Source organism: Dyadobacter sp. BHUBP1, from assembly GCF_050587785.1.
Classification (GTDB): domain Bacteria; phylum Bacteroidota; class Bacteroidia; order Cytophagales; family Spirosomataceae; genus Dyadobacter.
The window spans coordinates 237,449-260,213 of record NZ_JBOBIH010000008.1 but is presented as its reverse complement, the minus strand read 5'-3'; the positions used below and the strand labels follow the sequence as shown (position 1 = coordinate 260,213).

General features: G+C 48.8%; 17 protein-coding genes. 11 read left to right on the top strand and 6 right to left on the bottom strand.

Annotated features, from left to right (window positions below):
• Window positions 1-100: 100 nt before the first annotated feature.
• Complete coding sequence (locus ACQ4MZ_RS26265; protein ID WP_430850161.1) at window positions 101-958, top strand: COG4315 family predicted lipoprotein; 858 nt, start codon at window positions 101-103, stop codon at window positions 956-958.
• Window positions 959-1,021: 63 nt separating this feature from the next.
• Here the strand turns inward: ACQ4MZ_RS26265 and ACQ4MZ_RS26260 are convergent, their stop codons facing one another.
• Complete coding sequence (locus ACQ4MZ_RS26260; RefSeq protein ID WP_430850159.1) at window positions 1,022-1,852, bottom strand: aminotransferase class IV; 831 nt, start codon at window positions 1,850-1,852, stop codon at window positions 1,022-1,024.
• A gap of 225 nt (window positions 1,853-2,077) precedes the next feature.
• Here ACQ4MZ_RS26260 and ACQ4MZ_RS26255 point away from each other — a divergent pair, with 225 nt between their 5' ends.
• Both ACQ4MZ_RS26255 and ACQ4MZ_RS26250 read left to right on the top strand, forming a co-directional pair.
• On the top strand, window positions 2,078-3,052 hold the full coding sequence (locus ACQ4MZ_RS26255; protein WP_430850157.1) for a polyprenyl synthetase family protein: 975 nt from the start codon (window positions 2,078-2,080) through the stop codon (window positions 3,050-3,052).
• 24 nt (window positions 3,053-3,076) lie between these two features.
• Complete coding sequence (locus tag ACQ4MZ_RS26250; RefSeq protein ID WP_430850155.1) at window positions 3,077-3,697, top strand: rhomboid family intramembrane serine protease; 621 nt, start codon at window positions 3,077-3,079, stop codon at window positions 3,695-3,697.
• On the opposite strand, the gene ACQ4MZ_RS26245 is transcribed toward ACQ4MZ_RS26250, so the two are convergent.
• On the bottom strand, window positions 3,689-4,348 hold the full coding sequence (locus tag ACQ4MZ_RS26245) for a phosphatidylserine decarboxylase family protein (protein ID WP_430850153.1): 660 nt from the start codon (window positions 4,346-4,348) through the stop codon (window positions 3,689-3,691). The two genes, ACQ4MZ_RS26250 and ACQ4MZ_RS26245, sit on opposite strands and share 9 nt — an antisense overlap.
• Window positions 4,349-4,675: 327 nt before the next feature.
• Window positions 4,676-8,020 (bottom strand): preprotein translocase subunit SecA, encoded by a 3,345-nt coding sequence (secA, locus tag ACQ4MZ_RS26240; RefSeq protein ID WP_430850151.1) that lies wholly within the window; start codon window positions 8,018-8,020, stop codon window positions 4,676-4,678.
• 295 nt (window positions 8,021-8,315) lie between these two features.
• Here secA and ACQ4MZ_RS26235 point away from each other — a divergent pair, with 295 nt between their 5' ends.
• From ACQ4MZ_RS26235 to bshC, 7 genes are all read left to right on the top strand, one after another.
• Window positions 8,316-8,549: a PspC domain-containing protein gene (locus ACQ4MZ_RS26235; RefSeq protein WP_430850149.1), complete on the top strand. Its 234-nt coding sequence runs from the start codon at window positions 8,316-8,318 to the stop codon at window positions 8,547-8,549.
• A gap of 160 nt (window positions 8,550-8,709) precedes the next feature.
• The gene (locus ACQ4MZ_RS26230; RefSeq protein ID WP_430850147.1) at window positions 8,710-9,888 is read left to right on the top strand and encodes an acetyl-CoA C-acyltransferase; all 1,179 of its coding nucleotides are present in this window, start codon (window positions 8,710-8,712) and stop codon (window positions 9,886-9,888) included.
• Between the two features lie 106 nt (window positions 9,889-9,994).
• Window positions 9,995-11,002: a glycosyltransferase family 2 protein gene (locus ACQ4MZ_RS26225; RefSeq protein ID WP_430850145.1), complete on the top strand. Its 1,008-nt coding sequence runs from the start codon at window positions 9,995-9,997 to the stop codon at window positions 11,000-11,002.
• Entirely contained in the window at window positions 10,999-12,114 is a 1,116-nt protein-coding gene (locus ACQ4MZ_RS26220; RefSeq protein WP_430850143.1) for a glycosyltransferase, read from the top strand. The genes ACQ4MZ_RS26225 and ACQ4MZ_RS26220 overlap by 4 nt, the downstream gene beginning before the upstream one ends.
• A 1-nt stretch (window position 12,115) precedes the next feature.
• Window positions 12,116-15,004 (top strand): putative Ig domain-containing protein, encoded by a 2,889-nt coding sequence (locus tag ACQ4MZ_RS26215; protein WP_430850141.1) that lies wholly within the window; start codon window positions 12,116-12,118, stop codon window positions 15,002-15,004.
• 165 nt (window positions 15,005-15,169) lie between these two features.
• Window positions 15,170-16,984 (top strand): acyl-CoA dehydrogenase family protein, encoded by a 1,815-nt coding sequence (locus tag ACQ4MZ_RS26210; protein ID WP_430850139.1) that lies wholly within the window; start codon window positions 15,170-15,172, stop codon window positions 16,982-16,984.
• Window positions 16,985-17,235: 251 nt separating this feature from the next.
• On the top strand, window positions 17,236-18,786 hold the full coding sequence (bshC, locus tag ACQ4MZ_RS26205; protein WP_430850137.1) for a bacillithiol biosynthesis cysteine-adding enzyme BshC: 1,551 nt from the start codon (window positions 17,236-17,238) through the stop codon (window positions 18,784-18,786).
• A gap of 9 nt (window positions 18,787-18,795) precedes the next feature.
• Here bshC and ACQ4MZ_RS26200 read toward each other — a convergent pair whose 3' ends face one another.
• The 3 genes from ACQ4MZ_RS26200 to ACQ4MZ_RS26190 form a co-directional block, all read right to left on the bottom strand.
• Window positions 18,796-19,857 carry a hypothetical protein gene (locus ACQ4MZ_RS26200; RefSeq protein ID WP_430850135.1) on the bottom strand — a complete coding sequence of 354 codons (1,062 nt, stop codon included), beginning with the start codon at window positions 19,855-19,857 and terminating at the stop codon, window positions 18,796-18,798.
• Window positions 19,817-20,425, bottom strand: a complete 609-nt coding sequence (locus tag ACQ4MZ_RS26195; RefSeq protein ID WP_430850133.1) for a hypothetical protein — start codon at window positions 20,423-20,425, stop codon at window positions 19,817-19,819. Before ACQ4MZ_RS26195 ends, ACQ4MZ_RS26200 begins: the two co-directional genes overlap by 41 nt.
• Before the next feature lie 267 nt (window positions 20,426-20,692).
• Window positions 20,693-21,256, bottom strand: a complete 564-nt coding sequence (locus ACQ4MZ_RS26190) for an RNA polymerase sigma factor (RefSeq protein WP_090384902.1) — start codon at window positions 21,254-21,256, stop codon at window positions 20,693-20,695.
• A gap of 179 nt (window positions 21,257-21,435) precedes the next feature.
• Here ACQ4MZ_RS26190 and ACQ4MZ_RS26185 point away from each other — a divergent pair, with 179 nt between their 5' ends.
• Entirely contained in the window at window positions 21,436-22,659 is a 1,224-nt protein-coding gene (locus ACQ4MZ_RS26185) for a 4-hydroxy-3-methylbut-2-enyl diphosphate reductase (protein WP_430850130.1), read from the top strand.
• Window positions 22,660-22,765: the final 106 nt, after the last annotated feature.

The following is a 22,765-nucleotide window of genomic DNA, read 5'->3' as shown; positions in this document are numbered from 1 at the left end:
TTATGCTTTTTTGTTTTAGCCCATACACGCAACCATCGGAAAGATTTGGTCGTAATCGCGACGTATCCAATTCATCTCTAACAAATCACAATTAAATCCGATGAAAATCTTTTCAACTTCCAGAATGCTGGTTGTATTGGGGCTGTTAATGGCCGTCAGCTTCTCTTGCTCGGACGACGACAAGACCGATCCTACACCAACCCCTACCAACGATGTTCAATTGAAAGACAATGCCAAAGTAGGTGGTAAAATCCTTACAGACAAGGATGGCAGACCACTCTATTTCTTCTCGAAAGACCCTGCCGGCGTCTCGACTTGCACGGGACAGTGCCTGGTCAACTGGCCCATCTATTCGGCGGGGGACCTGACGGCAATCAAGCTCGACGCGGGTTTGGATAAGGCCGATTTCGGAACGATTACAACCGGTGGCCAGTCGCAAACCACCTACAAAGGTTGGCCGCTTTACTATTATAAGGATGATGTGGCTGGCGGAGATGCCAATGGAGATAATGTGGGCACAGTTTGGTTTGCCGCCAAAACGGATTACACCATTATGATTGCCAGTGGCCAGCTAGTGGGCAACGATGGAAAATCGTACAAATCGGATTACACCGAGGGTACCGGTGCCACCCAGTTCTTCACCGACGGTAAGGGACGGACATTGTACGCGTTTGTAAAGGATAAAAACAACAAGAATAACTACACCAAACCCGATTTCTCGAATGACGCGACCTGGCCTATTTACACGGCCGACCTGAAATCGCTGCCAACGGGTGTCGATAAGGCATTGTTCAGCACGATTGATGTGTTTGGAAAGAAACAGCTTACTTATAAAGGTTGGCCGCTGTACTATTTCGGCCCCGACGCAGCTACCAGGGGCGCCACTAAAGGCGTGAGCGTCCCCACGCCGGGAATCTGGCCGATCGTCAATTTGCAATCACCTATTGCGCCTAACTAAATAAGTGCTTATTACGAAGTGTAGTCAAAAAGTGGCTTTCCCGCGCGGGATTGCCACTTTTTATTATTTGCCCCAGTGGGCTACCAGTTCTTCAAATTGCTTCTGCAAATGTAAAGTCCGCTTGCCGGCTAGCCCATTTCCAACGGGTTGGTCGCCGATCTGCACCACGGGCATTACCCATTTAGTGGTGCTGGTCGTGAACACTTCGTCGGCGGTAATCACTTCTTTGTAGGTAACCGGACGTATTTCCACCTCAAAATCTGCTTTGGCAAGCTCGATCACCACACGGCGTGTTACGCCATTGAGGACATTGCGGTCAGAAGTAACAAGCTTATCGCCCTGGAATGCGAATAAATTGCTTCGTGTAAGTTCGCTCACTTCACCGTCTTTGTGAAAAAGCAAATCTGCGGCCTGCTGGCGTTTCATTTCGTCGGCCATGAGCACCATATGCACATAATTGGTGCTTTTAATCTCCGGTAAATCGCGAACATATTCGTAAGGTAGCACTTTAATACCTTTCAAACGGCCGGCTGGGTTATCCTGGGGCAATGCTTCGGTGCGGATCAGTAAATTGGGTTGCACCACATGCACGCTATCCGGCGCATAGCCGCCGGTGAGTACAAACCGGAACGCTACTTCTGCCTCCCCGGACATAGAATGCAAATCGGCCAGGATCTTTTCCGTCTCTTGCTGGGTCACCGGAAGCGGCAGTTTCAATAACCGCGCCGAATTCTCGAAGCGTTGCCAGTAATCGTCCCACCGGAACGGGACGCCATTATAAGTCCTGAAAAAATCGAATAATCCGTAACCCCGCAGTAAGCCAAGGTCGCTGGTTTGAAAAACGGGCTGGTCGAGCGGGACGATTTCGCCGTTAAAATATTGGAAGAAAGGCATTGAAAGCGGATTTTGTTGATTGGGGTAAAGTTATTGATAATGTGAAAGAGTGTGGCTGCTTTTGGGGTCAAACTTTCAAAGCATTAATAATTAGTGAATCGTTTGAAAATTATAGTTGATAAAGCAATTTTCGACCTGGTTGCGTCGGGGATTTGACAACTTATAGAGCGATTGTCGGCACGATTCGCCAATTTTACGTTTCATAAAATGAATATTAGGCCTCGCATGATCCAACCCACATCATTACTTGAAAAACTTCAGATTGAATTTGACCGGCATTCCTATGGCGATGCGCCTGAGGAGCTTTATGAGCCGATAACCTATATCATGTCGCTCGGCGGGAAGCGTTTCCGGCCGTTGCTGACGCTGCTTGCCGCCTCTATTTTTGATACGGATATTGAAAAAGCCCTGAAACCGGCTATGGCGGTGGAGGTTTTCCACAATTTCACACTTATGCACGACGATATCATGGACCGTGCGCCCCTGCGCAGGGGTATGCCTACCGTACATGAGAAATGGAATGCGAATACAGCCATTCTGTCGGGCGATGTAATGCTGATCCGTGCCTATGACCTGCTGCTGGATGTGGCGCCGAACAAGCTGCGGGCGGTATTGAGCCGGTTTAACCAGACAGCCGCGGAAGTGTGCGAAGGCCAGCAGCTCGATATGAATTTCGAAACACGCTGGGATGTGACGGAGGAAGAGTACATCGGTATGATCCGCCTGAAAACGTCGGTGTTGCTCGGTTTCGCATTGGAGCTGGGGGGGATGATTGCCGGGGCGGATGAGGAAACAACAAGACTTTTGTATTCGGCGGGTGAGAATATGGGCATCGGTTTTCAGCTGAAAGATGATTTGCTGGATGTTTACGGCGACCCTGCCAAATTTGGGAAACAGGTAGGCGGCGATATTATCGCCAATAAGAAGACATTCTTGCTGATTGAGGCATTGTCAAAATCGGGAGGTAGTTTGAAAACTGAGCTCGACCGATGGATAAACCTTGATACGTTCGATAATGCGGAGAAAGTAGCCGCTGTAACCAGTATTTACGATGCACTGGACATCCGGGCATTTACCGAACGTAAAATAAATGAATATTTTTCGCGAGGAATGGCTAGTTTACAGCAACTGCGCACGGAGAGCGTTCAGAAAGAAGTGCTTTTACAGTTTGTAGAGCAGCTTGTGGCGCGGGAAAAGTAATCTTATCAAAAAATAATCCATTATATGTCGATTACCCTCATTTTAGTGATCATAACTTCTGGGATCAGCTATTACGCTTTCAACAATTACAGCTTGATGGATAAGCTGATCCTGAATCCTTACCGCGTGACGCAACGCAACGAATACTACCGGTTTGTGACCTCGGGTTTCGTGCACGCAGATTTTGGGCACCTGATTTTCAATATGCTCTCCCTGTGGTTTGTGGGAGAGAGCATCGAGCGGCTGTTTTCAATGCTTTTCGGGCCAAGCGGGACGTTTTATTACCTGTTCCTCTACCTGGTGGGTATTATAGTTTCCGACATTCCGACCTTCTTAAAGCACCGTAAAAATTCGAAGTATAATTCTCTTGGAGCTTCCGGTGGAGTATCGGCGGTGCTTTTTGCGGCGATATTATATGCACCGCTAATGCAGATTTGCCTTTATTTCTTTATTTGCATGCCCGGATTCATTTTTGGCTTGCTGTTCCTCGGGTATTCATTTTACGAAGCGCGACGCGGGACCAGTTATGTGAACCACAGTGCGCACATGTACGGGGCCATTTTCGGGATGGTTTTTATGGCTGTGGTGTATCCAAGCGCGGTACCGCAGTTTTTTGAGCAGATTCTGAGCTGGCGTTTATTTTAATGTCGCCAGCACAGTGACGCTACCTACCGTTTTGTCTTGAAGGTTAACATTGACTTCGGCGTCCAGGGGAATGTAAAGATCGACTCTGGACCCGAATTTGATAAAGCCCATCTCGGTGCTCTGCTCCACTTTATCGCCTTCCTTCACATACCAGCGTATACGACGTGCGGCCGCGCCTGCGATCTGCCGGAATAGTACTTCGACACCTTCCTTATTGCGGATTACAACCGTCGTACGTTCGTTTTCTGTGCTGGACTTCGGGTGCCATGCAACAAGGTACAAGCCTGGATGGTATTTAAAATATTGAATTACCCCGCTGATAGGGTTCCAGTTGACATGCACATTCAATGGCGACATGAAGATGCTGATCTGGCGGCGTGGGCCTTTGAAATACTCTGTCTCAACCACTTCTTCAATCACAACGACCTTACCATCACACGGAGCCACGATTTCGCGGTCGCTCTTGCGTACAACACGCGTGGGAACGCGGAAGAACTGCACTACAAGGAAGAAAATCACGATGCTGGCGATTAGCGTCAGACGTGGGATCCAATAGCCGTCGGGAAGGAGATAGTTGATCCCTAAATTGATCATGATCAGTACAATGGCCGTTACAGCCATGATCGTATATCCTTCTCTATGCAGTTTCATGCAGGCTCGTTTTTTGTTAATGATGGTCTCCGAAATGCAAATATCGCATAAATCCTGATTTTCCGGCAACGAAAAAGCCCCGACGCTTGGCGCCAGGGCTGTATTTTACCGACAGTTTTTGCCAGGTATTGTCAAGGGGTCATTTGTAGTCATGTGTTGTCATGTATGGTCATTTTTTGTCAGATGCGGTCATTTGCCAGGTGTTGTTATGATTGTTTTGAGAATTATTCTTCTCTCACATTACTATTAATGTCAACCCTTGACTATAAGTGACTACTCTTGACTGACCACACCTGACTAAGCTTGACCAATTCTGACCATAAGTGACTAATCTTCATGCACGTCAACCACGACGCAATCGCCGTTTTTCACCTCGTGTTCTACTTTCTTGAACTTCACATCGCGGACAATGCGGCCATCGCGGTATTGAACCGAAACGCGCTGGTTACGGTCGGCGATTTTAACGGTACGAACAGGCTGCGCTTTGGTCGTCGACTCCTGTGAATGGAATGTGTCGGTTTCAACGTCGTAGTCTTCCTCGCGGTTGGTATGCAGCTCGGGCGCTGGTTCCGGACGGCGTACCTGTTGTGGTACGGCGGTTGGCGGTGCCGCTTCTTCCTGCGGGATATCGGCCTTCATCAGGAAGGAGATCATATCAAAGTTTACTTTGCTCAGGAAGCGTTTAAAGAGCTCCACCGACTCGAATTTATAGATCAACAATGGATCTTTCTGTTCGAATACGGCATTCTGAACCGACTGTTTCAAATCGTCCATTTCACGCAAATGCTCTTTCCATTCCTGGTCGATGAGCGAAAGCACAATCGCTTTCTCCATTTCACGGGTAATCTCTTTGCCTTCGCTTTCGATCGCTTTTTGAAGGCCTACCACTACACCCGCCTGACGGATACCGTCGGTGAATGGGATCATGATTTCCGAAATGACCGCACCGCGTTCCGCGTAAATCGAGCGGAGAACCGGCAGTGCTTTGCCTGAAATCGCATCGTTTTTGTCCTGGTATTGTTTTTCGGCAGCGTCGTACAGTTTCTGTGAACGGTCGGCAGGCTTCATCGCGCCATATTCAGCCTCGCTGAAAGGAACTTCCATGCCCAATGTGGTAATGGCCGCGAGTTCCAGTTCGGCGTAGCTTCCCGCGGTAGTCGCGATTTCGTCGCACACATCGAACAATGTGTTGGCGATATCTACCGCCAGACGATCTCCGAACAATGCATTGCGTCGACGGGTATAGATCGCGTCGCGCTGATAGTTCATCACGTCGTCGTATTCGAGCAGGCGCTTCCGCATTCCGAAGTTGTTCTCTTCCACTTTCTTCTGCGCGCGTTCGATCGACTTCGTGATCATGCTGCTCTGGATGACTTCGCCTTCTTCGAGGCCCATGCGGTCCATTACCTTCGCCATACGGTCAGAACCGAACAGACGCATCAGGTTATCTTCCAGGGACACGAAGAATTGGGATGAACCCGGGTCACCCTGACGTCCCGAACGGCCACGCAACTGGCGGTCGACGCGACGGCTTTCGTGGCGTTCCGTACCGATGATCGCCAAACCACCTGCGGCTTTCGCTTCCGGCGTCAACTTAATGTCGGTACCACGGCCAGCCATGTTGGTGGCGATCGTTACAGTTCCTGGTTTACCGGCTTCGGCAACCACTTCCGCCTCGCGCTGGTGTTGTTTCGCGTTCAAAACCTGGTGCGGGATTTTGCGGAGCGTCAGCATTCGGCTGATGATCTCGGAGTTTTCAACCGAAGTCGTACCCACGAGTACCGGCCGGCCGGCTTCTACGAGTTCTACGATTTCGTCGGTTACTGCATTGTATTTCTCGCGAACTGAGCGGTAAACTTTATCTTCCTGGTCTTTGCGAATAATTCCTCTGTTGGTAGGGATCGAAACGACGTCGAGTTTATAGATTTCCCAGAACTCGCCTGCTTCTGTTTCCGCGGTACCGGTCATACCAGCTAATTTGTGGTACATCCGGAAGTAGTTTTGCAGGGTAATCGTCGCGTAGGTCTGCGTAGCGTCTTCTACGCGCACATTTTCCTTCGCTTCGATTGCCTGGTGTAAGCCGTCGGAATAGCGGCGGCCTTCCATGATACGGCCGGTTTGCTCATCGACGATCTTCACCTTTCCGTCCATGATCACGTATTCCACGTCTTTTTCAAACAATGTAAATGCTTTCAAAAGCTGGTTTACGGTGTGAATACGGGCTGTTTTGACTGAATAATCGCGGATCAGAGCCTCCTTCGCGATCACGCGGTCGTGCTCGCTGAGCGAAGTGTCTTTTTCGATCGCATCCAGATCGACAGCAATGTCGGGGAGAATGAAGAAATTGGATTCTTCCGATTCGCCGGTGAGGAAGTCGATCCCCTTTTCGGTCAGTTCGATGCTGTTATGGCGCTCGTCGATCGTGAAGTAAAGCGGGGCATCGGCTTGCGGCATCAGTTTCTGGTTTTCAGCCAGGTAAATCGCCTCCGATTCCTGCATAATGGCTTTCACGCCGCCTTCACTGAGATATTTGATCAAAGGCTTGTATTTCGGCATACCGCGGTGCGCGCGGAACAGTGCCAAACCGCCTTCTTTTTTATCACCAGCCTGGATTTTCTTTTTGGCTTCATTGAGGAAGTCCATGGCAAGGCGTTTTTGCGCCTCCACGATCCTCGCAACGCGGGGTTTCAGTTCAAGGAACTCCTGCTCGTCGCCGCGTGGTACCGGTCCGCTGATGATCAATGGCGTACGGGCGTCGTCAATCAATACGGAGTCGACCTCATCGACCATCGCGAAATGGTGCTTGCGCTGCACAAGTTCTTCCGGCGTCCGTGACATATTGTCACGCAGGTAGTCGAAGCCGAATTCGTTGTTGGTACCGTAAGTAAGGTCTGCTTTGTACGCATTGCGGCGTGCGATGGTGTTGGGCTGATGGCGGTCGATACAGTCGACGCTCAACCCGTGAAATTCGAAGAGCGGAGCATTCCATTCGGCGTCACGTTTGGCGAGGTAATCGTTCACGGTTACGATGTGAACGCCTTGTCCTGCGAGCGCATTCAGGAATGAAGGAAGGGTAGCTACGAGGGTTTTACCTTCACCGGTCGCCATTTCGGAGATTTTGCCCTGGTGCAACACCACACCACCGATCAACTGCACATCGTAATGGATCATGTTCCATTTGATAGGCTGGCCGATCACGTCCCAGGTTGTATTCCAAATGGCTTTGTCGCCGCTAATGGTCACATTCGATTTTTTAGTGGCTACTTCGCGGTCAAAATAGTTGGCGGTTACTTCCAGTTTGTCGTTTTCTGTAAAACGGCGCGCCGTGTCCTTCACGATCGCGAATGCTTTCGGAAGAATATCAAGCAATACTTTTTCCAGTTCTTTATTTCTTTCCAGTTCGAGCGCGTCGATTTTCTTGAAGATCGCCTCTTTACTGTCCACATTCGGCTCGTCGGCTGCCTGCTGTCTCAACGCTGCTATTTGTTCATCGACAGATTTCAGTTGATCGGCAATATGTTGTTTCAAGTTCGCGGACTGTGCCCGGAGCTCATCATTCGACAGGGAGGCCAGGAGGGCATATTCGGCATTTACCTTTTCAACGTACGGGGTCAGTTCTTTGAGGTCCCGTTCCGATTTCGTGCCAAATAGCTTGGAAAATATTTTAAACATGATGTGATGTATGTTTTTTAACCGGTTTTTCCTTATAAAATATTGAGCCTGCCACAAATCGCGTGTCACATTGTCAGCAAAACCCGCATTTACAATCCCAAAGGTAATTCATTGCCAATAGTATTACGCAATATCCGGCAGAATCCTAATGCATATCTAATCTTTTAATATCCATTTATCTATCCTCAAAAATCACCCGTGCCAATGGTGTAAGACCGTTTGTACGAATTTAAAACGACTACTAGGTAATGCATAGTACCTTTGAAACATCCAAACGATTTAAACAGACATAGCCATGAACCACAATAGATTGTTCCGTAACACCAGCAACAAAATGATCGGCGGAGTAGCCTCAGGATTAGCCGATTACTTCGATATTGACGTCACGATTATGCGTGTATTGTTTGTGCTCGCAGTTTTCATTCCGGTGACTTTCCCTGTCATTTTGTTTTACATTATCCTTTGGATCGTCATGCCCGATAGCGCAAAACGCCCTAAAGAGCTGGAACAAGGGCACATTCCTTCTTAAAAATTGAAAACTCCATCAGCAAAGACTTGGTAGTTGCAAACCGCCGGAAAACAAACTCCGGCGGTTTGTTGTTTTGGGATTAATACCTATTTTTACGAATGGTATGCAGGCATACTACCGAGGTGGCCTGCATTAATATCGATTCAAAAACAGATCCAATATGAACGCATACATTGTTGCGGGTTATCGTACCGCGGTGGGCAAGGCGCCGAGAGGCGGTTTCCGGTTTACACGTCCCGACGACCTGGGTGCAACGGTGATCAAGCATTTGCTGGAACAAACCCCGCAGCTGGATCCTACCCGTGTGGACGATGTGATTGTGGGCAATGCCGTGCCTGAAGCCGAGCAAGGCATGCAGATGGGCCGGTACGTGGCATTGCTGTCGCTGCCTAAAAATGTATCAGGAATCACTATCAACCGATATTGCGGCTCGGGCGTGGAAGCGATAGCGATGGCGTCGGCGAAAATCCATGCCGGAATGGCTGAATGCATTATCGCAGGTGGTACCGAATCGATGTCGCTCGTGCCCACCATGGGTTGGAAAACCGCTTTGAACTACGAAATAGCACATACCAATCCGGATTATTACCTCAGCATGGGCCTTACGGCGGAACAGGTAGCAAAGGATTTCAATATCAGCCGTGAGGCGCAGGATGAATTTTCATTTCAGTCGCACCAAAAGGCACTGCGTGCACAGAAGGAAGGCTGGTTTGCCGACGGGATTGTGCCGGTAACCGTCAAAGAGACTTATTTCGACCAGGCTTCCGGTAAGAAGAAAACGAAGGAAACGGTCATCAGCCAGGACGAAGGCCCTCGTGCGGATACGACCGTCGAAGCATTGAATAAACTGAAACCCGTTTTCGCGGCAGGGGGATCGGTGACGGCCGGTAACTCTTCGCAAACATCCGATGGGGCTGCATTTGTGCTGGTTATGTCGGAAAGGCTCGTAAATGAACTCGGCCTGAAACCTATCGCACGCATGATGTCGTACGCGACTGCGGGTGTGGACCCACGCATTATGGGTATAGGGCCTGTGGCAGCCGTGCCGCTTGCATTGAAACAAGCCGGGTTGAAACTAGGCGACATTCAGCAGGTGGAATTGAACGAAGCATTCGCGGCACAATCTCTTGCCGTGATCCAGGAGCTGGGCATCGATCCCGCGATCGTGAACCCGAATGGCGGCGCCATTGCATTGGGGCACGCATTAGGGTCGACAGGCGCCAGGCTTTCCGTCCAGCTTTTCAACGAAATGAAGCGCCGTGACCAGAAATATGGCATGGTAACTGCCTGTGTTGGTGGCGGACAGGGCGTTGCCGGCATTTATGAAAGGCTCAATTAGGCCGTAGACTAACATTCGGCTTGATTTTACAGGTCTCCCCGGAATGGTTACCCATCTTCCGGGGAGATTTTTTATTTTTGCCCTTTCATCATGCACGCCCGCTTTCATGGATGTATCCATTATTATCATTAATTACAGGACGCCTCAACTCATTATCAATTGCTTAGATTCTGTCAACCGGGTCACTTCCGGAGTAACTTATGAGGTTATTGTTGTTGACAACGATCCTGAGAATGGCGGCGGTGCATTGGTGAGGGAAGCCCATCCGGAAGTGCGGTGGATTGATATGGAGTATAATGCAGGTTTTGGTATTGCCAATAACCGCGGCATGGAGATTGCCAAAGGCAGATATCTGCTGCTGTTGAATGCCGATACGCTGCTGACCGATAATGTGATCGGCCGGTGCTTTCACCGGATGAACGAGCGGCCCGATATTATCGCCTGTGGCGCATTGCAATACTATCCCGACGGCACCCCGATGCCTTTCTACCGAAGCTTTAACGAGTTCCGGAAGACGTTTTTCATACTTCCCCCGAGCAGCCTGGTAGATAAGGTCATCAATAAACTTTATCCAGAACCGACCTACTCCGATCCTGATCAGCACGACTGGCTTGTAGGCGCTTTCATGTTTGTAAGAAGGGAAGGTTTTGAAAAGACAGGCGGTTTCAGCAAAGAGTTTTTTATGTACGGCGAAGACGTGGAATGGTCGGGCCGGTTGGGAAAGCTGGGCAAGCTGTGTTATTTTCAGGATTGCACTTTTATCCATTTGGAAAACAACAACCCGTTCCGGCGGACGCATATTTCGTGGATCAACCGGTTCAGCACCCAGATGCAGGTTTCCAATTTCCTGTGGGTAAGGAAACAGTACGGTATTTTTCAGTACATCATGCTGATCCTGCATTACATTTTTATGGTGCCGGTGGTTTATGGGTGGAAAATGCTGTTTAATTTGAGGAAAAGCGGAAATCCGTTCTCGGAACTTCGCACACAACATATATATGTAAGGAAGACACGCGTTCTTTTAAAATATTTCTGGAAAACGCTGTTCCTCCGCGAAGGGCTGTACAAAATCAAGCCCCAGGAGAACATCGACCTCTTAACTGCCTCTGCATGAATCAAACCAAGAAGAGAATCCTCTTTTTTACGCCCTATGCCACACGGACAGGATCGGAAATGATGCTGTTGTACATTTTGAAAAAAATAGACCGTTCGCGGTTCGACGTCGGTATCGTCAGTTTCGCAAATGGCGAGCTGCTCGCCGAGTTTCCTCAGGACATTCCCGTCCATATTGCCCCGCGCAAATTCAATACGATCGAGAAAATTTCTTTCCACCTGGGCATTAATCCCACGTTACGAGCATTAAGGAAGCTTGCTAAAAGTTTCAATGCCGATTTCTGGTATGTGAATACGACGATGATCCCCGAGACGATCGTGGTGGCCAAGGAATTCGGGATTAAGGTAATTACCCATTTTCACGAAATGCCGCTCACATACGCGTACCTGAGCGCGCCCGACTTCAAAAGCATTGTGGATTACTCGGAGCTGCTGATAGGGTGCTCACAAACCACTTGTGATTCACTGAAAGATGCCGGAGGGAAAAATGTAGGGTTGCTTTACTCATTTATCGACCCCTCTCTGGTAAAAAAGGACGATAATCGTTCCGCTGAATTGCGGAGGAAGCTGGGTATCCCGGCGGATGCATTTGTTTGGGTATTGTCGGGAATGACCTCCGAGCGCAAGGGTTTTGATATGCTGCCCGATATTGCCGCCGAGGTGAATGATCCGCGGGTACATCTGGTGTGGGTCGGTGCAACGATTGACGACGGATTGGTGTATTATACCGAGCAACGCTGCGCCAACAACACGTCTGCGACCAAAATTCACCTGGTCGGCAAGCAGAAAGAAGATTATTATGCCTATCTTAATATGGGAAATGGTTTTCTGCTTACCTCACGGCAGGACCCTTTCCCACTGGTGATGATAGAAGCTGCGTTGCTGGGTAAGCCTATTGTTGCATTTCCTTCCGGAGGCGTTTCTGAGTTTATCAAGGATGGAATGGGCGTCGTTACCGACGATCTAAGCGTCCGGCAGATGGTAGCAGCGATGCGGTCGTTGATGAATGGAGAAATCAAAACCGATAGCGCCCGGAGCATCGAAGTGGCAAGCCGCTTCAATGTGGAAAACGGATATAATGAATGGATCGAATTAATTGACAAAACCTGTTAGTATGCTCAATTCTACGTGCGCGTTTAAGTTTTTGATCCGTATTGCTTTATTGCTGACAGTCTTCATATGGGCTGGCCCTGTGGCAGCGCAAAGCCCGCAAAAAACCACTGAAACAGATAACCAGCGCTATCTTGCGCTGATGCTCCTGAACCTTACTAACCCTGACGATATCGGTCCGGAGCCGGACCTGATCCGATCAGCAAAGAGTTACGGGCTCAATGCGGTATATATCACCATTCCCTGGGACAAAATTTATTTAAATTCTCCTACCGATACACCACAGTGGGCTAAGTACGACCAGCAGATCAAAATTGCGACTGACCTGGGCATGAAGGTAGCATTGCGCATTCACCTCGGCCGGCACAGCACGCGCATCAAAGGCTTTTGGGACGTTTCCGACAGTCAGATCAGCCATTCCGGTAAGTCCCTGCTCAGTGGTTATGGGGATACTTTTTTCGGATTTGATAACCAGCCTATTCTGGATAAGGGAGTAGCCTTTGTGAAAGAGGTAATGAATCACTATAAGTATTTGCAGACCGAGAAAAAACTGCTGTATGTGTCGGTAACCTGCACAGGTACGCAGGAAGGCGAATATGGCGGCGGTTTGATCGAAAATGGTAAGGAGAATGCGGCTGTCTACGATTATTCTCCTTCCATGGTGAAGGGTTTTAAGGAATTTGTTAAAGGGAAATACAAAAAGATCGAGCGGATCAATTACCTGTGGGGGATGACTTTCAAGTCGTTCGATGAGGCAAATCCGCCGGCGACTGCCTGGGAGCCTAACCTTTCGTTCCGTCAGCGCTATGGAAAGGATTGGTACATTTATCGTCACATGATGCTCAAAAGGTTTACCGAGCAAATGGTGGCGGCGGTTAAAAGCGTCGATCCGGGTATCAAATATGTGTCGGATTACGGGTCGGTATTCGATGGGCAATCAGCCACACGGGGAACATTGGGTTTTCGCGATCTCAACGAAAAAACAGATGGGATCAAGGTTAACGACAATCTGGCGGCACATGATCACCGGTGGTCGGTGGACATTCTGAAAAGCGATGCGCCTGCGGGTTTTATCACAGCCAATGAACTCTTTGTGAGTTCGTACCTTGATAATGCCGCTCATATGAAGCAGATCAACGAAAACTTCGAGCATGGAGCGAATGTGGTGGCCGCGGTGATTTCGACAAAAGAACAGATGGCCCGCGCCGAAGGCTTTTTGAGGCAGGGCGTAGTTACCTGGCTGAACAAACCAATGACGCCCATCGTGTATGCCGACTCGGTATCGTACCGCTTGTCGGCGGCGACCGAAAAAGGCGGCGCACAAGGGGTGATTTACGATGAATGGGCCAAACGTGCCTATGCCGATCCGGCGAAGCCGCGCCCGGTCCGGATTCGTTTGATCGAGGACATTTTATCACCAAGTTATTGGGACGATGCGTCCAATAACATGCCCTACGTCTTCAGACCGGTGCCGATGCAGATCATTCCGGTTAACAAAGATTTTGAATACAGGCTTCCTATCGATACCTTCTCTGATGTGGATGGCAAGATCGTTCGTGTGGACGTGGGCGCGTTACCCGCGTGGCTGCGCTACGAGAACGGCGTCTTGAGGGGAAGGCCCACGACGCTCGGCGACTACCGCATTTCAGTAAAGGGGATCGACGACGAGGGCGGTTCGGCGGAAGCTTTTTTTACCATTCGTGTGGATACCCGCGAGAATGCGAACAAACCGCCGACCGTCGACAGTAATTTCTCCAACCAGCTGGTGGCAGTGGACAAGCCGTTTACCATTGCCATTCCCAAAACCGCATTTGTTGATCCGGACGGAAGCATTACTAAAGTGGAGGCCAGTGAACTGCCTTCCTGGCTGACATTTTCGAATGGGGTACTGAGTGGTACGCCTACCAAATTGGGCGATTACCGCATTATCCTCAAAGCATACGATGATTTGAATGCATTTGTGGAAACTTATTTTACAGTTAAAGTCGTCGAGCCACAGTTCTTGAACTCCCCGCCATTCGCCACGAGCGGGTTGCCTACGAAATATGCGCAGATCAACATGCCGTTCAGCTATATTCTGCCTACCAATATTTTCGGTGACGCAGATGGCTACATTTCATCGGTTACCGTACAAAACCGGCCTTCATGGCTTACGTTTGCGCTCAATGAATTTTCAGGAACGCCTACTGAGGAGGGCGAGTACCGGCTGATTATCCGCGCATACGACAACGCGGGCGCATACGTGGAAATCCCGCTGGTATTGCTGGTGCAAACTCCCGAGCTCCGTTTTGAACTTGTACAGGGCGGCAGTAAAGTGGATCAGCGGGTGATCAGGAAATTGTCTGGCGATGATGTAATCCCTTATGACTCCTTACCTGCAAAGCTGAATATGTATGCGTATGGGAATTTCGAGTACGACAAAGTTTCGTTCGATTTGAACGGCCCTTTCCGCAGAAAGTCAACAACGGCGATTTTTCCGTACGCCTTGTATGAAGATGCCACCGGTTTTGCGCCTTATGTGGGGAGATATACATTGACCGTTACCGCGTTCAGAGCAGACTCCGCTGTGGTTACGAACTCCATCGAATTCGGTATTTCGGCAGGAGATAAGGTGGATATCAGCAAAAACATGAAAGACTGGGCGTTCTATCCGAACCCGGTAGAAAGTATTGTTAATATCAAACTCCCCGAATACAAGCCTGGCGACAATCTGAGCTGGGAGATTGTCACGGTAGCAGGTAAGCGAATGCCTGTTGCCAATTCGCTGGTGAAGGTGTCGGATGAGCTCGCAAACCTGGACCTGGACGCGATCGGATTGTCCGCAGGAATCTATTTTATCAGAGTAGAAAACAACGGAGAGCTGGTGAAGCAATTCAGGATTTTTAAGAAATAGCAGATGCCTACGCTGCATTGCGAATGACCGTCCGTGGAAGGCGGTCATTTTCATTTATTTTGACAATAGTATGCTTGCATAATAATTTTTATAATCTATATTTGCATCAATCGCTAATAGTATGCAAGCATACTCAATACTTTTCCGACTAACCCGCATTCAGATATGTCCGTTGCAGCAGTAAACCAGACGTCCATCAAAGGGGGTGAATTTCTGATCAAGGAAACCCTGGCGAACCAGATTTTTATCCCGGAAGAATTCAATGAAGAGCAGCGAATGATCGCTGATACGTGCCGCGATTTCCTTTCAAAGGAGGTGTGGCCGCGTTTGAATGAAATCGACGAGGCCAAAAGCCCGGCACTGATTTCCGAGTTGATGGATAAAGCAGGGGAGCTTGGCTTGCTTGGAACTGCGGTTCCCGAAGAGTTTGGAGGTTTTGGGATGAATTTCAATACTTCCATGCTCGTGGCAGAAGCCACGGGCGCGGGCAATTCGTTTTCGGTGGCGCTTTCGGCGCACACGGGCATCGGTACATTGCCTATTCTCTACTATGGCAATGAAGACCAGAAACGCAAATACTTGCCGAAGCTTGCTTCCGGCGAATGGAAGGCGGCATATTGCCTCACCGAACCAGATTCGGGTTCGGACGCCAATTCAGGTAAAACAAAAGCTAAGCTGAGCGTCGACGGGCAGCATTATGTGATCAATGGTCAGAAGATGTGGATCACGAATGGCGGTTTTGCGGATGTATTTATTGTTTTTGCCAAAATCGAGGAGAATGGTGAAACAGATAAAAACCTGACAGCATTCGTCATCGAGAAGTCGTTCGGCGGCATTACGATGAACGAACCTGAGCACAAAATGGGCATCAAGGGCTCGGACACACGTCAGTTGTTCTTTAACGACTGCCTGGTACCGGTTGAAAATATGCTTTCCGAACGGGGTAACGGGTTTAAAATAGCGGTTAATATCCTTAATATCGGCCGTATTAAGCTGGCAGCGGCAGCACTGGGTGGCTCCAAACGCGTGGCTTCGCAAGCGATACAATATGCTAACGAACGCCGGCAGTTCGGTACGGCGATCGCCAATTTCGGTGCTATCAAGCATAAACTCGCTGAAATGGCGGTGGGAATGTTCGCAACGGAATCGGCGGCTTACCGGGTAGGACAAAATATAGATGACCTCATCCAGGCCTTCAAGGACAAGAGGATGAACGATGCCGAGGCGAAATTGAAGGCCCTGGAAGAATTTGCGATTGAGTGCGCGATCATGAAGGTGCATGGGTCGGAAGTGCTGGATTTCGTGGTAGACGAAGGTGTGCAGGTGTATGGGGGGATGGGTTTCTCGGCCGATGCGCCCATGGATCGCGCCTATCGCGACAGCCGGATTAACCGGATCTTTGAAGGTACCAACGAAATTAACCGCTTGCTGGTGGTAGATATGCTCCTGAAACGGGCGATGAAGGGTCAGCTTGACCTGATGGGCCCGGCCATGGCAGTGGGTAAGGAAATTCTATCAATTCCGGATTTTAGTTCGGATGAAGATGAAACGTTGTTTGCGGCGGAGAAAAAAGTGATCAAAAACCTGAAAAAGGCCGCTTTAATGATTGCCGGTGCCGCGGTGCAAAAGTTTATGATGAAACTTTCTGAGGAGCAGGAGATTATCATGAATATTGCCGATATGGTCATTGAAATTTATGTGGCGGAATCCGTGTTGTTACGGGTAGAAAAGCGGATTGGGCTGCTGGGGGAAGGGGCGAATGCATTGCATAAGGATATAGCGCTCATTTACCTCAACCGCGCGGTGGAAAGGGTGAACAATGCGGGCCGTTCGGCGATTACCAGTTTTGCCGGGAGCGATGAGCTCCGTGTAATGCTGATGGGACTGAAAAGATTCACGAAGATCGAGCCTATGAACCTCAAAGATGCGCGCCGCCGTATTGCCGACGAACTGATAGCCAAAAATGACTACGTCTTTTAAGAAACCATAAATACCTCAGGCGAATAACCTGCTACAACTGAAAACCAAAATGTACACGTTTGAAAGCCGTATCTGACTCAGATGCGGCTTTTTTGTATCTTGGTGAAAGGTTTTCGATTATTGGCCAAAATGCGCAATTTTGGGAAACCAAAAACGACGCCTTTCTCGTTAGGTATTAGGTTTCTTTTTTGAGTCAAATAGCAAAAATTAATACGTTGGATTCTCTACTAGCTACTGAAAAACCACCTTTCATGACTTTGCATTCCGTGGATCTGCGTACCACAGGCCAGTTTCCTGCATTACTACTCGATTACCTCGATCAGAAACCGACGCTTGAATCTTTTTATAGCATCTTCCCGACGTTAGAAAACGCGGAAAAGGCTATTTTGAATAAAAAGGGCTTTACGGCCGATAAGCGTAAAACGCTGGTCGATGTGCTTACGAAGCAATACCACGGCCTCCCTTTCCTGCCCGATTTTTCGGTTTTACTACAAGAGAATACCTTCACTGTAACAACCGGGCACCAGCTGAATATCTTTACGGGCCCGTTGTACATTATTTATAAGATCGTAACGATCATCAAGCTTGCGGAGGCATTAAAGGCAAAGTATCCTGAGTACAATTTCGTACCCATTTACTGGATGGCTACGGAGGATCATGATTTTGAAGAAATCGCTTCCTTCCATCTTTTCGGACAGACGCACAAATGGACGGGCGAGCACAAGGGAGCCGTAGGAAGGCTGAATCCAAAAGAATTGGCGGGTATTTTGAAGCAGTTGCCGGATAAACCGCTGCTTTTCGCTAAGGCTTATCTGGAAAACAATACATTGGCCGACGCCGTGCGATGTTATATGCACGAGCTCTTCGGACGTTACGGGCTGGTTAGCCTCGACGCCGACCATGCGGATTTAAAACGGCACTTCCTGCCGGTCATTCAGGAAGAACTGAAAGACTCCATTTCGGAGAAACTCGTTACAGAAACCACTTCCCGGTTGAATGCGCTTGGTTACCATACTCCCCTGCACGCGCGCGAGATCAATTTCTTCTACCTTGACGACAACCTGCGCGAACGCATTGTACGCGAGGGCGACGTGTTCAAAGTGCTCAATACCGAGTTGGAATTCCGCGAAACAGAGTTGTTGGCACTGGCCGAAACCAATCCGGAGCGTTTCAGCCCGAATGTGATCTTGCGGCCATTGTATGAGGAAGTGATTTTGCCTAACCTCGCGTATATAGGCGGGCCGTCAGAAGTGCCATACTGGATGCAACTGAAAGGCGTTTTCGATCATTTCGGCGTGCCTTACCCGATGTTGATGCCGCGGAATTTCGCATTGTACATAAATGGTCATCAGTACAAGAAGGCACAGAAGCTGAAAATTGACTACAAAGATCTGTTCCTCGACGAAATCGCGTTGCGTAAGACCTTCATCGAACGTAATACCGAGCACGAGCTAAATCTGAACGAGCAGAAAGAAGCGTTCAACGCCATTTTTGACCAGATCCTTGCCAAGGCAACGGAGGTAGATCAAACTATGCACGGCGCCGTGAAAGCAGAGCAGACGCGGCTTCTGAATTCATTGAAGCACCTCGAAAAACGCATTATCCGCGCAGAGGAGCGCAATCATGAATCGGAGATCGAACAATTGCTGACCCTTAAAAACAAACTGTTCCCGAACGGAATCGCCCAGGAACGGTATGACAATCTGCTGAACTTCTATATCAACGATCCTCAGTTTATTCAGAAGCTGATTAATGCCTTCGATCCGCTGGATTTCAGGTATAATGTGCTCCTGGAAGAATAGGAGAGGGGTTTAATTCTTCATTTTTACATCACCGAAGACCGAAGTGACGGTAATCTTGGGCCCGCCGGAACCAACCTTTCCCTGGTAATGCTTCATTTTGTCAGGCCGGCCGTCTTTATCCGGTTGCATCGAGAAATTGACGTTCTCCGTCGGGTAACTGAATTTACCATACGTTACACTTACATTGAACTGATTGGACTCGGCAGGCAACACAATCGAAGAGTACTGCGCCTGGATATCCACATTCTGGGCTGAATGCATCAGCTCGTCGATTTTGAAATTACCCGAATAGTTGAGCTTGATTTTACCGGTACCACGGATCGTACCGATTTTAGCCCCTGAATAATCAATGGCCGCGTCCAGGTTAACGACATCGCCGATCATTAACTCGCCGAATTTGTTGCTCAGCCATACTTTCTTGGCTTGGTCGAGTTTTACGTTGGCATACTGGCAATCCAGTTTCCCGCCGTCCATTTTGCCAATTTTGGCACTTCCAAACTGGATATCGATCACATTGTCCGGGTTTTCGAGGAGCATCGCCATAAAGTTACCGTGCTTGGAATCGACGGTCAGCGGGGCGTAGAACGAAGGGATATCGGTATTCCCGAATTTGTTGCGAACGGTCAGCGAGTTCTCCTTCGGCATATAGATCGTATAATCGATCTGAATGAAATTCTTGTCGCCCTTGCCTTTATTCCAGCCACTGTTACCGAATTGGTTACGGTCAATGCGGGTAGTGAGGCTAATGACGTTTTTGACGCGTTTTTCATCGATATTCACGGAGCTCAGATATTCCGCGGCGCGGTTGTCGGAGGGCGCATTGGCGGTAACGACGATCTCCACTTTAATCTCTTCCTTGGCCCACAGATTCACTTTTACGAGACCAAATTGGTTGTCAACTTCAAGCGCGTCGCTCTTTTTGACATCGAATACTTTCACAATATTCCTACGCTTCTCTATCAGACCGTTTTGTTCGGAATTGTCGGGATCGAGGGCTGCGCTGGCTACCTGCGGAAGTGTGGCGATCACACTAAATAACAGGAGCGTCGCTATTTTCTTTATCGTTATCATTTTTCACTTTGTTAATGCGTTGCAAAATTTCCAGTTGTTGGTTCAGCAGATCGACCTGTAATTGCAGGTTCTGAACCATTGCTTCGAGCAGTGCTTCCTGGTTAGGGGCGTTCGATAAGTTGGAGCGAAGGTTTTTATAGTTCGCTTCCAGACTTTCCAAATCAGCGGAGAAATCTTTGTAAAGCTCCGGGTTGTTCCGGGCCAGCTTGATGATCTCCTCCCTTTTTTGGTCTATTGCAACATTGTATTGATTGAATTCGCGGGCATATGCGGGAACTTTCAGGGCCACGTTCGGATCACGGGTAATGCCATACTCGTTATTGAGATAAACCAGAAACCCGATCCCGAGCGCCAGGAATACCCCCGCAGCAATGCGCCAGTCGAAATAGGGGTTACTCAGACGCCTGATTTTTTTTTTCGATTTTTCAGGTACTATCGGAATCTCGTTGTGTAGTTGGTTCTCAATCTGGCTCCATAAAGAATCCTGCGGTAAGAAAGTATCAAATCCATCCCTGTTATCACGCACAAACCGCTCCAATCGATCCTTTTTATCAGAAGAATTTTTCATAGATTAATTAACTTGTCAAGTGTAAATAATAGTCTCAAATCCGTAAGAGTTTTAGGTAAGTATCGTAATTAGTGTTTTGCACAATCTGATTTTTAGTCATTTGTAGCGGTCCGCCGCGCGGTCAGGTATTGTCATTTTTAGTCATGTATTGTCAAGTCTTGTCATTTGTTGTTTCTCTCCCATTTGACTATTCATGACCATACCTGACTACTTCCTGACCACACTTGACCATTTCTGACTACTCCTGACCACTTCCTGACCACTCCGCTACCGTACCAGCATTTCGGTCAACTTACGCTTGGCACGCATGTATTGCGTCCGGGAGGTGGTTTCACTGATCCCGAGCACTTCGCCGATTTCTTCGTGGTCGTAGCCTTCGAACAAATACAGACTTAGCACCACCCGGTAACCATCCGGCAATTTCTGTACCGCGTTGCGGACCCTTTCTATTTCGAGCGTCGTGTCGCTCTCATCCAGTCCGAAAGAATCCTCATTCCGATCGCTTTGCTCCAATGTTTCGTGGAATTCGTCGATTTCCACCCATTTTACCTTCCTGCTGCGCATGTGGTTGATCGCCTTATTGACCACGATTTGCTTCAACCATGCCCCAAACGTCGACTGCTGCCTGAACTGGTGGAGGTTCGTGAATGCATCCACGAAAGCCTCCTGCAAAGCATCCTCAGCCTCTCCCAAATGGTTCAGTATCCGCATGCAGATGTTGAACATGGCTTTCGAGTAATGTTTATAAAGCTCGTATTGCGCTTTGCGCTCTCCGAGTTTACAACGCTCCACCAGTTCGACGTGCCGGTCGGGGTAAATTTGTGTTTTCAAGCAGAAGGTTTATATTTTGAACGTTCTGAATCAAAGACAACCGATTCTCCGGCATGTTGCACTTCATTTTAAAAATATTTTCAAAATGCCGCATATCGAACAAAGGGGGACACCGTGTTGTTCTTAGAAAAGGCAGGTATATCTTTGCACTGCCTAATGCAATCTACCGATTTTAGTACATGAAAACTTTCAATATCCCCGATTTTTACCGGAGCCGCATTATCACGCCAATCAAGGAATTCCGCCGTAAGAACGATAAGCTGAAAAGGGATTATTCTCCCACCGTGCTTGACTTCGGACCGGTACAATTTCTCATTGCGCGCCATTTCGGTTTTTGTTATGGGGTAGAGAACGCGATCGATATTGCCTATAAGGCCATTGCTGAAAACCCGGGCAAGCGGATCTTCCTTTTGAGCGAAATGATCCATAATCCGGACGTGAATCGTGATCTGGTAGAACGCGGCGTGCAGTTTATCATGGATACCAAAGGCAACCAGCTGATCGGTTGGGAGCAGTTGACTGCGGAAGATATCGTGATCGTTCCGGCATTCGGAACTACGGTGGAGAATCAGCAAAAGTTGTCGGAACTGGGCGTGAATGCGTACGTGTACGACACCACTTGCCCTTTTGTGGAGAAAGTCTGGAACCGTGCTGCGCAAATCGGGGAGAAAGACTATACGATCGTGGTCCACGGCAAGCCGAATCACGAAGAGACCCGCGCTACCTTCTCGCACAGCAAGCAAAATGCCCAGACCGTGGTGGTGGAGAATATGAGACAGGCCCAGATCCTGGCCGAATATATGACGGGATCCAGGCCCGCATCACAGTTTTTTGAAGATTTCAAAAACCAGTATTCGGAGGGTTTTGACCCAGAAAAAGACTTGCAGCGCATCGGCGTCGTGAACCAGACGACCATGCTGGCTTCCGACACCCAGGGTATTGCCGACTATCTCAAAAATGTGATGATCAGGCATTACAGCCTGCGTCGCGAGCAGGTGGAGGACCGTTTCGCGAACACGCGCGACACGTTATGCTATGCGACGAACGATAACCAGGATGCTACCTACGCATTGCTCACGCATGATGCCGATCTGGTGGTTGTTGCAGGCGGATATAACAGTTCCAACACCTCGCACTTGGTGGAGCTATGTGAACAGAAATTCCCGACATACTTTATCGAATCAGTCAATAAAATCCTGGACAGGCAACTGATCCGCCATTTTGACCTGCATAAGAAAGAAGAAGTGGTCACAGAAAACTATATTCCGGCAAAAACTCCCGTGCGTATTATGCTGACGTGCGGGGCGTCGTGCCCGGATGCGGTGGTGGAAGGGATTCTCGTGCGGTTGCTTTCATTTTTCGAGGGCGCCAGGCCAATCGAGGAGGTGATGCAGGCATTTTGAAGCAACGGCTACCGCTAAATCTGGCAGGGGCACCGTTGAATCATTTGAAAGCGGTTATTAAGAGCGAATTAACTTGTATAGTTTAATTTAGGCGGATGGTTTTGGT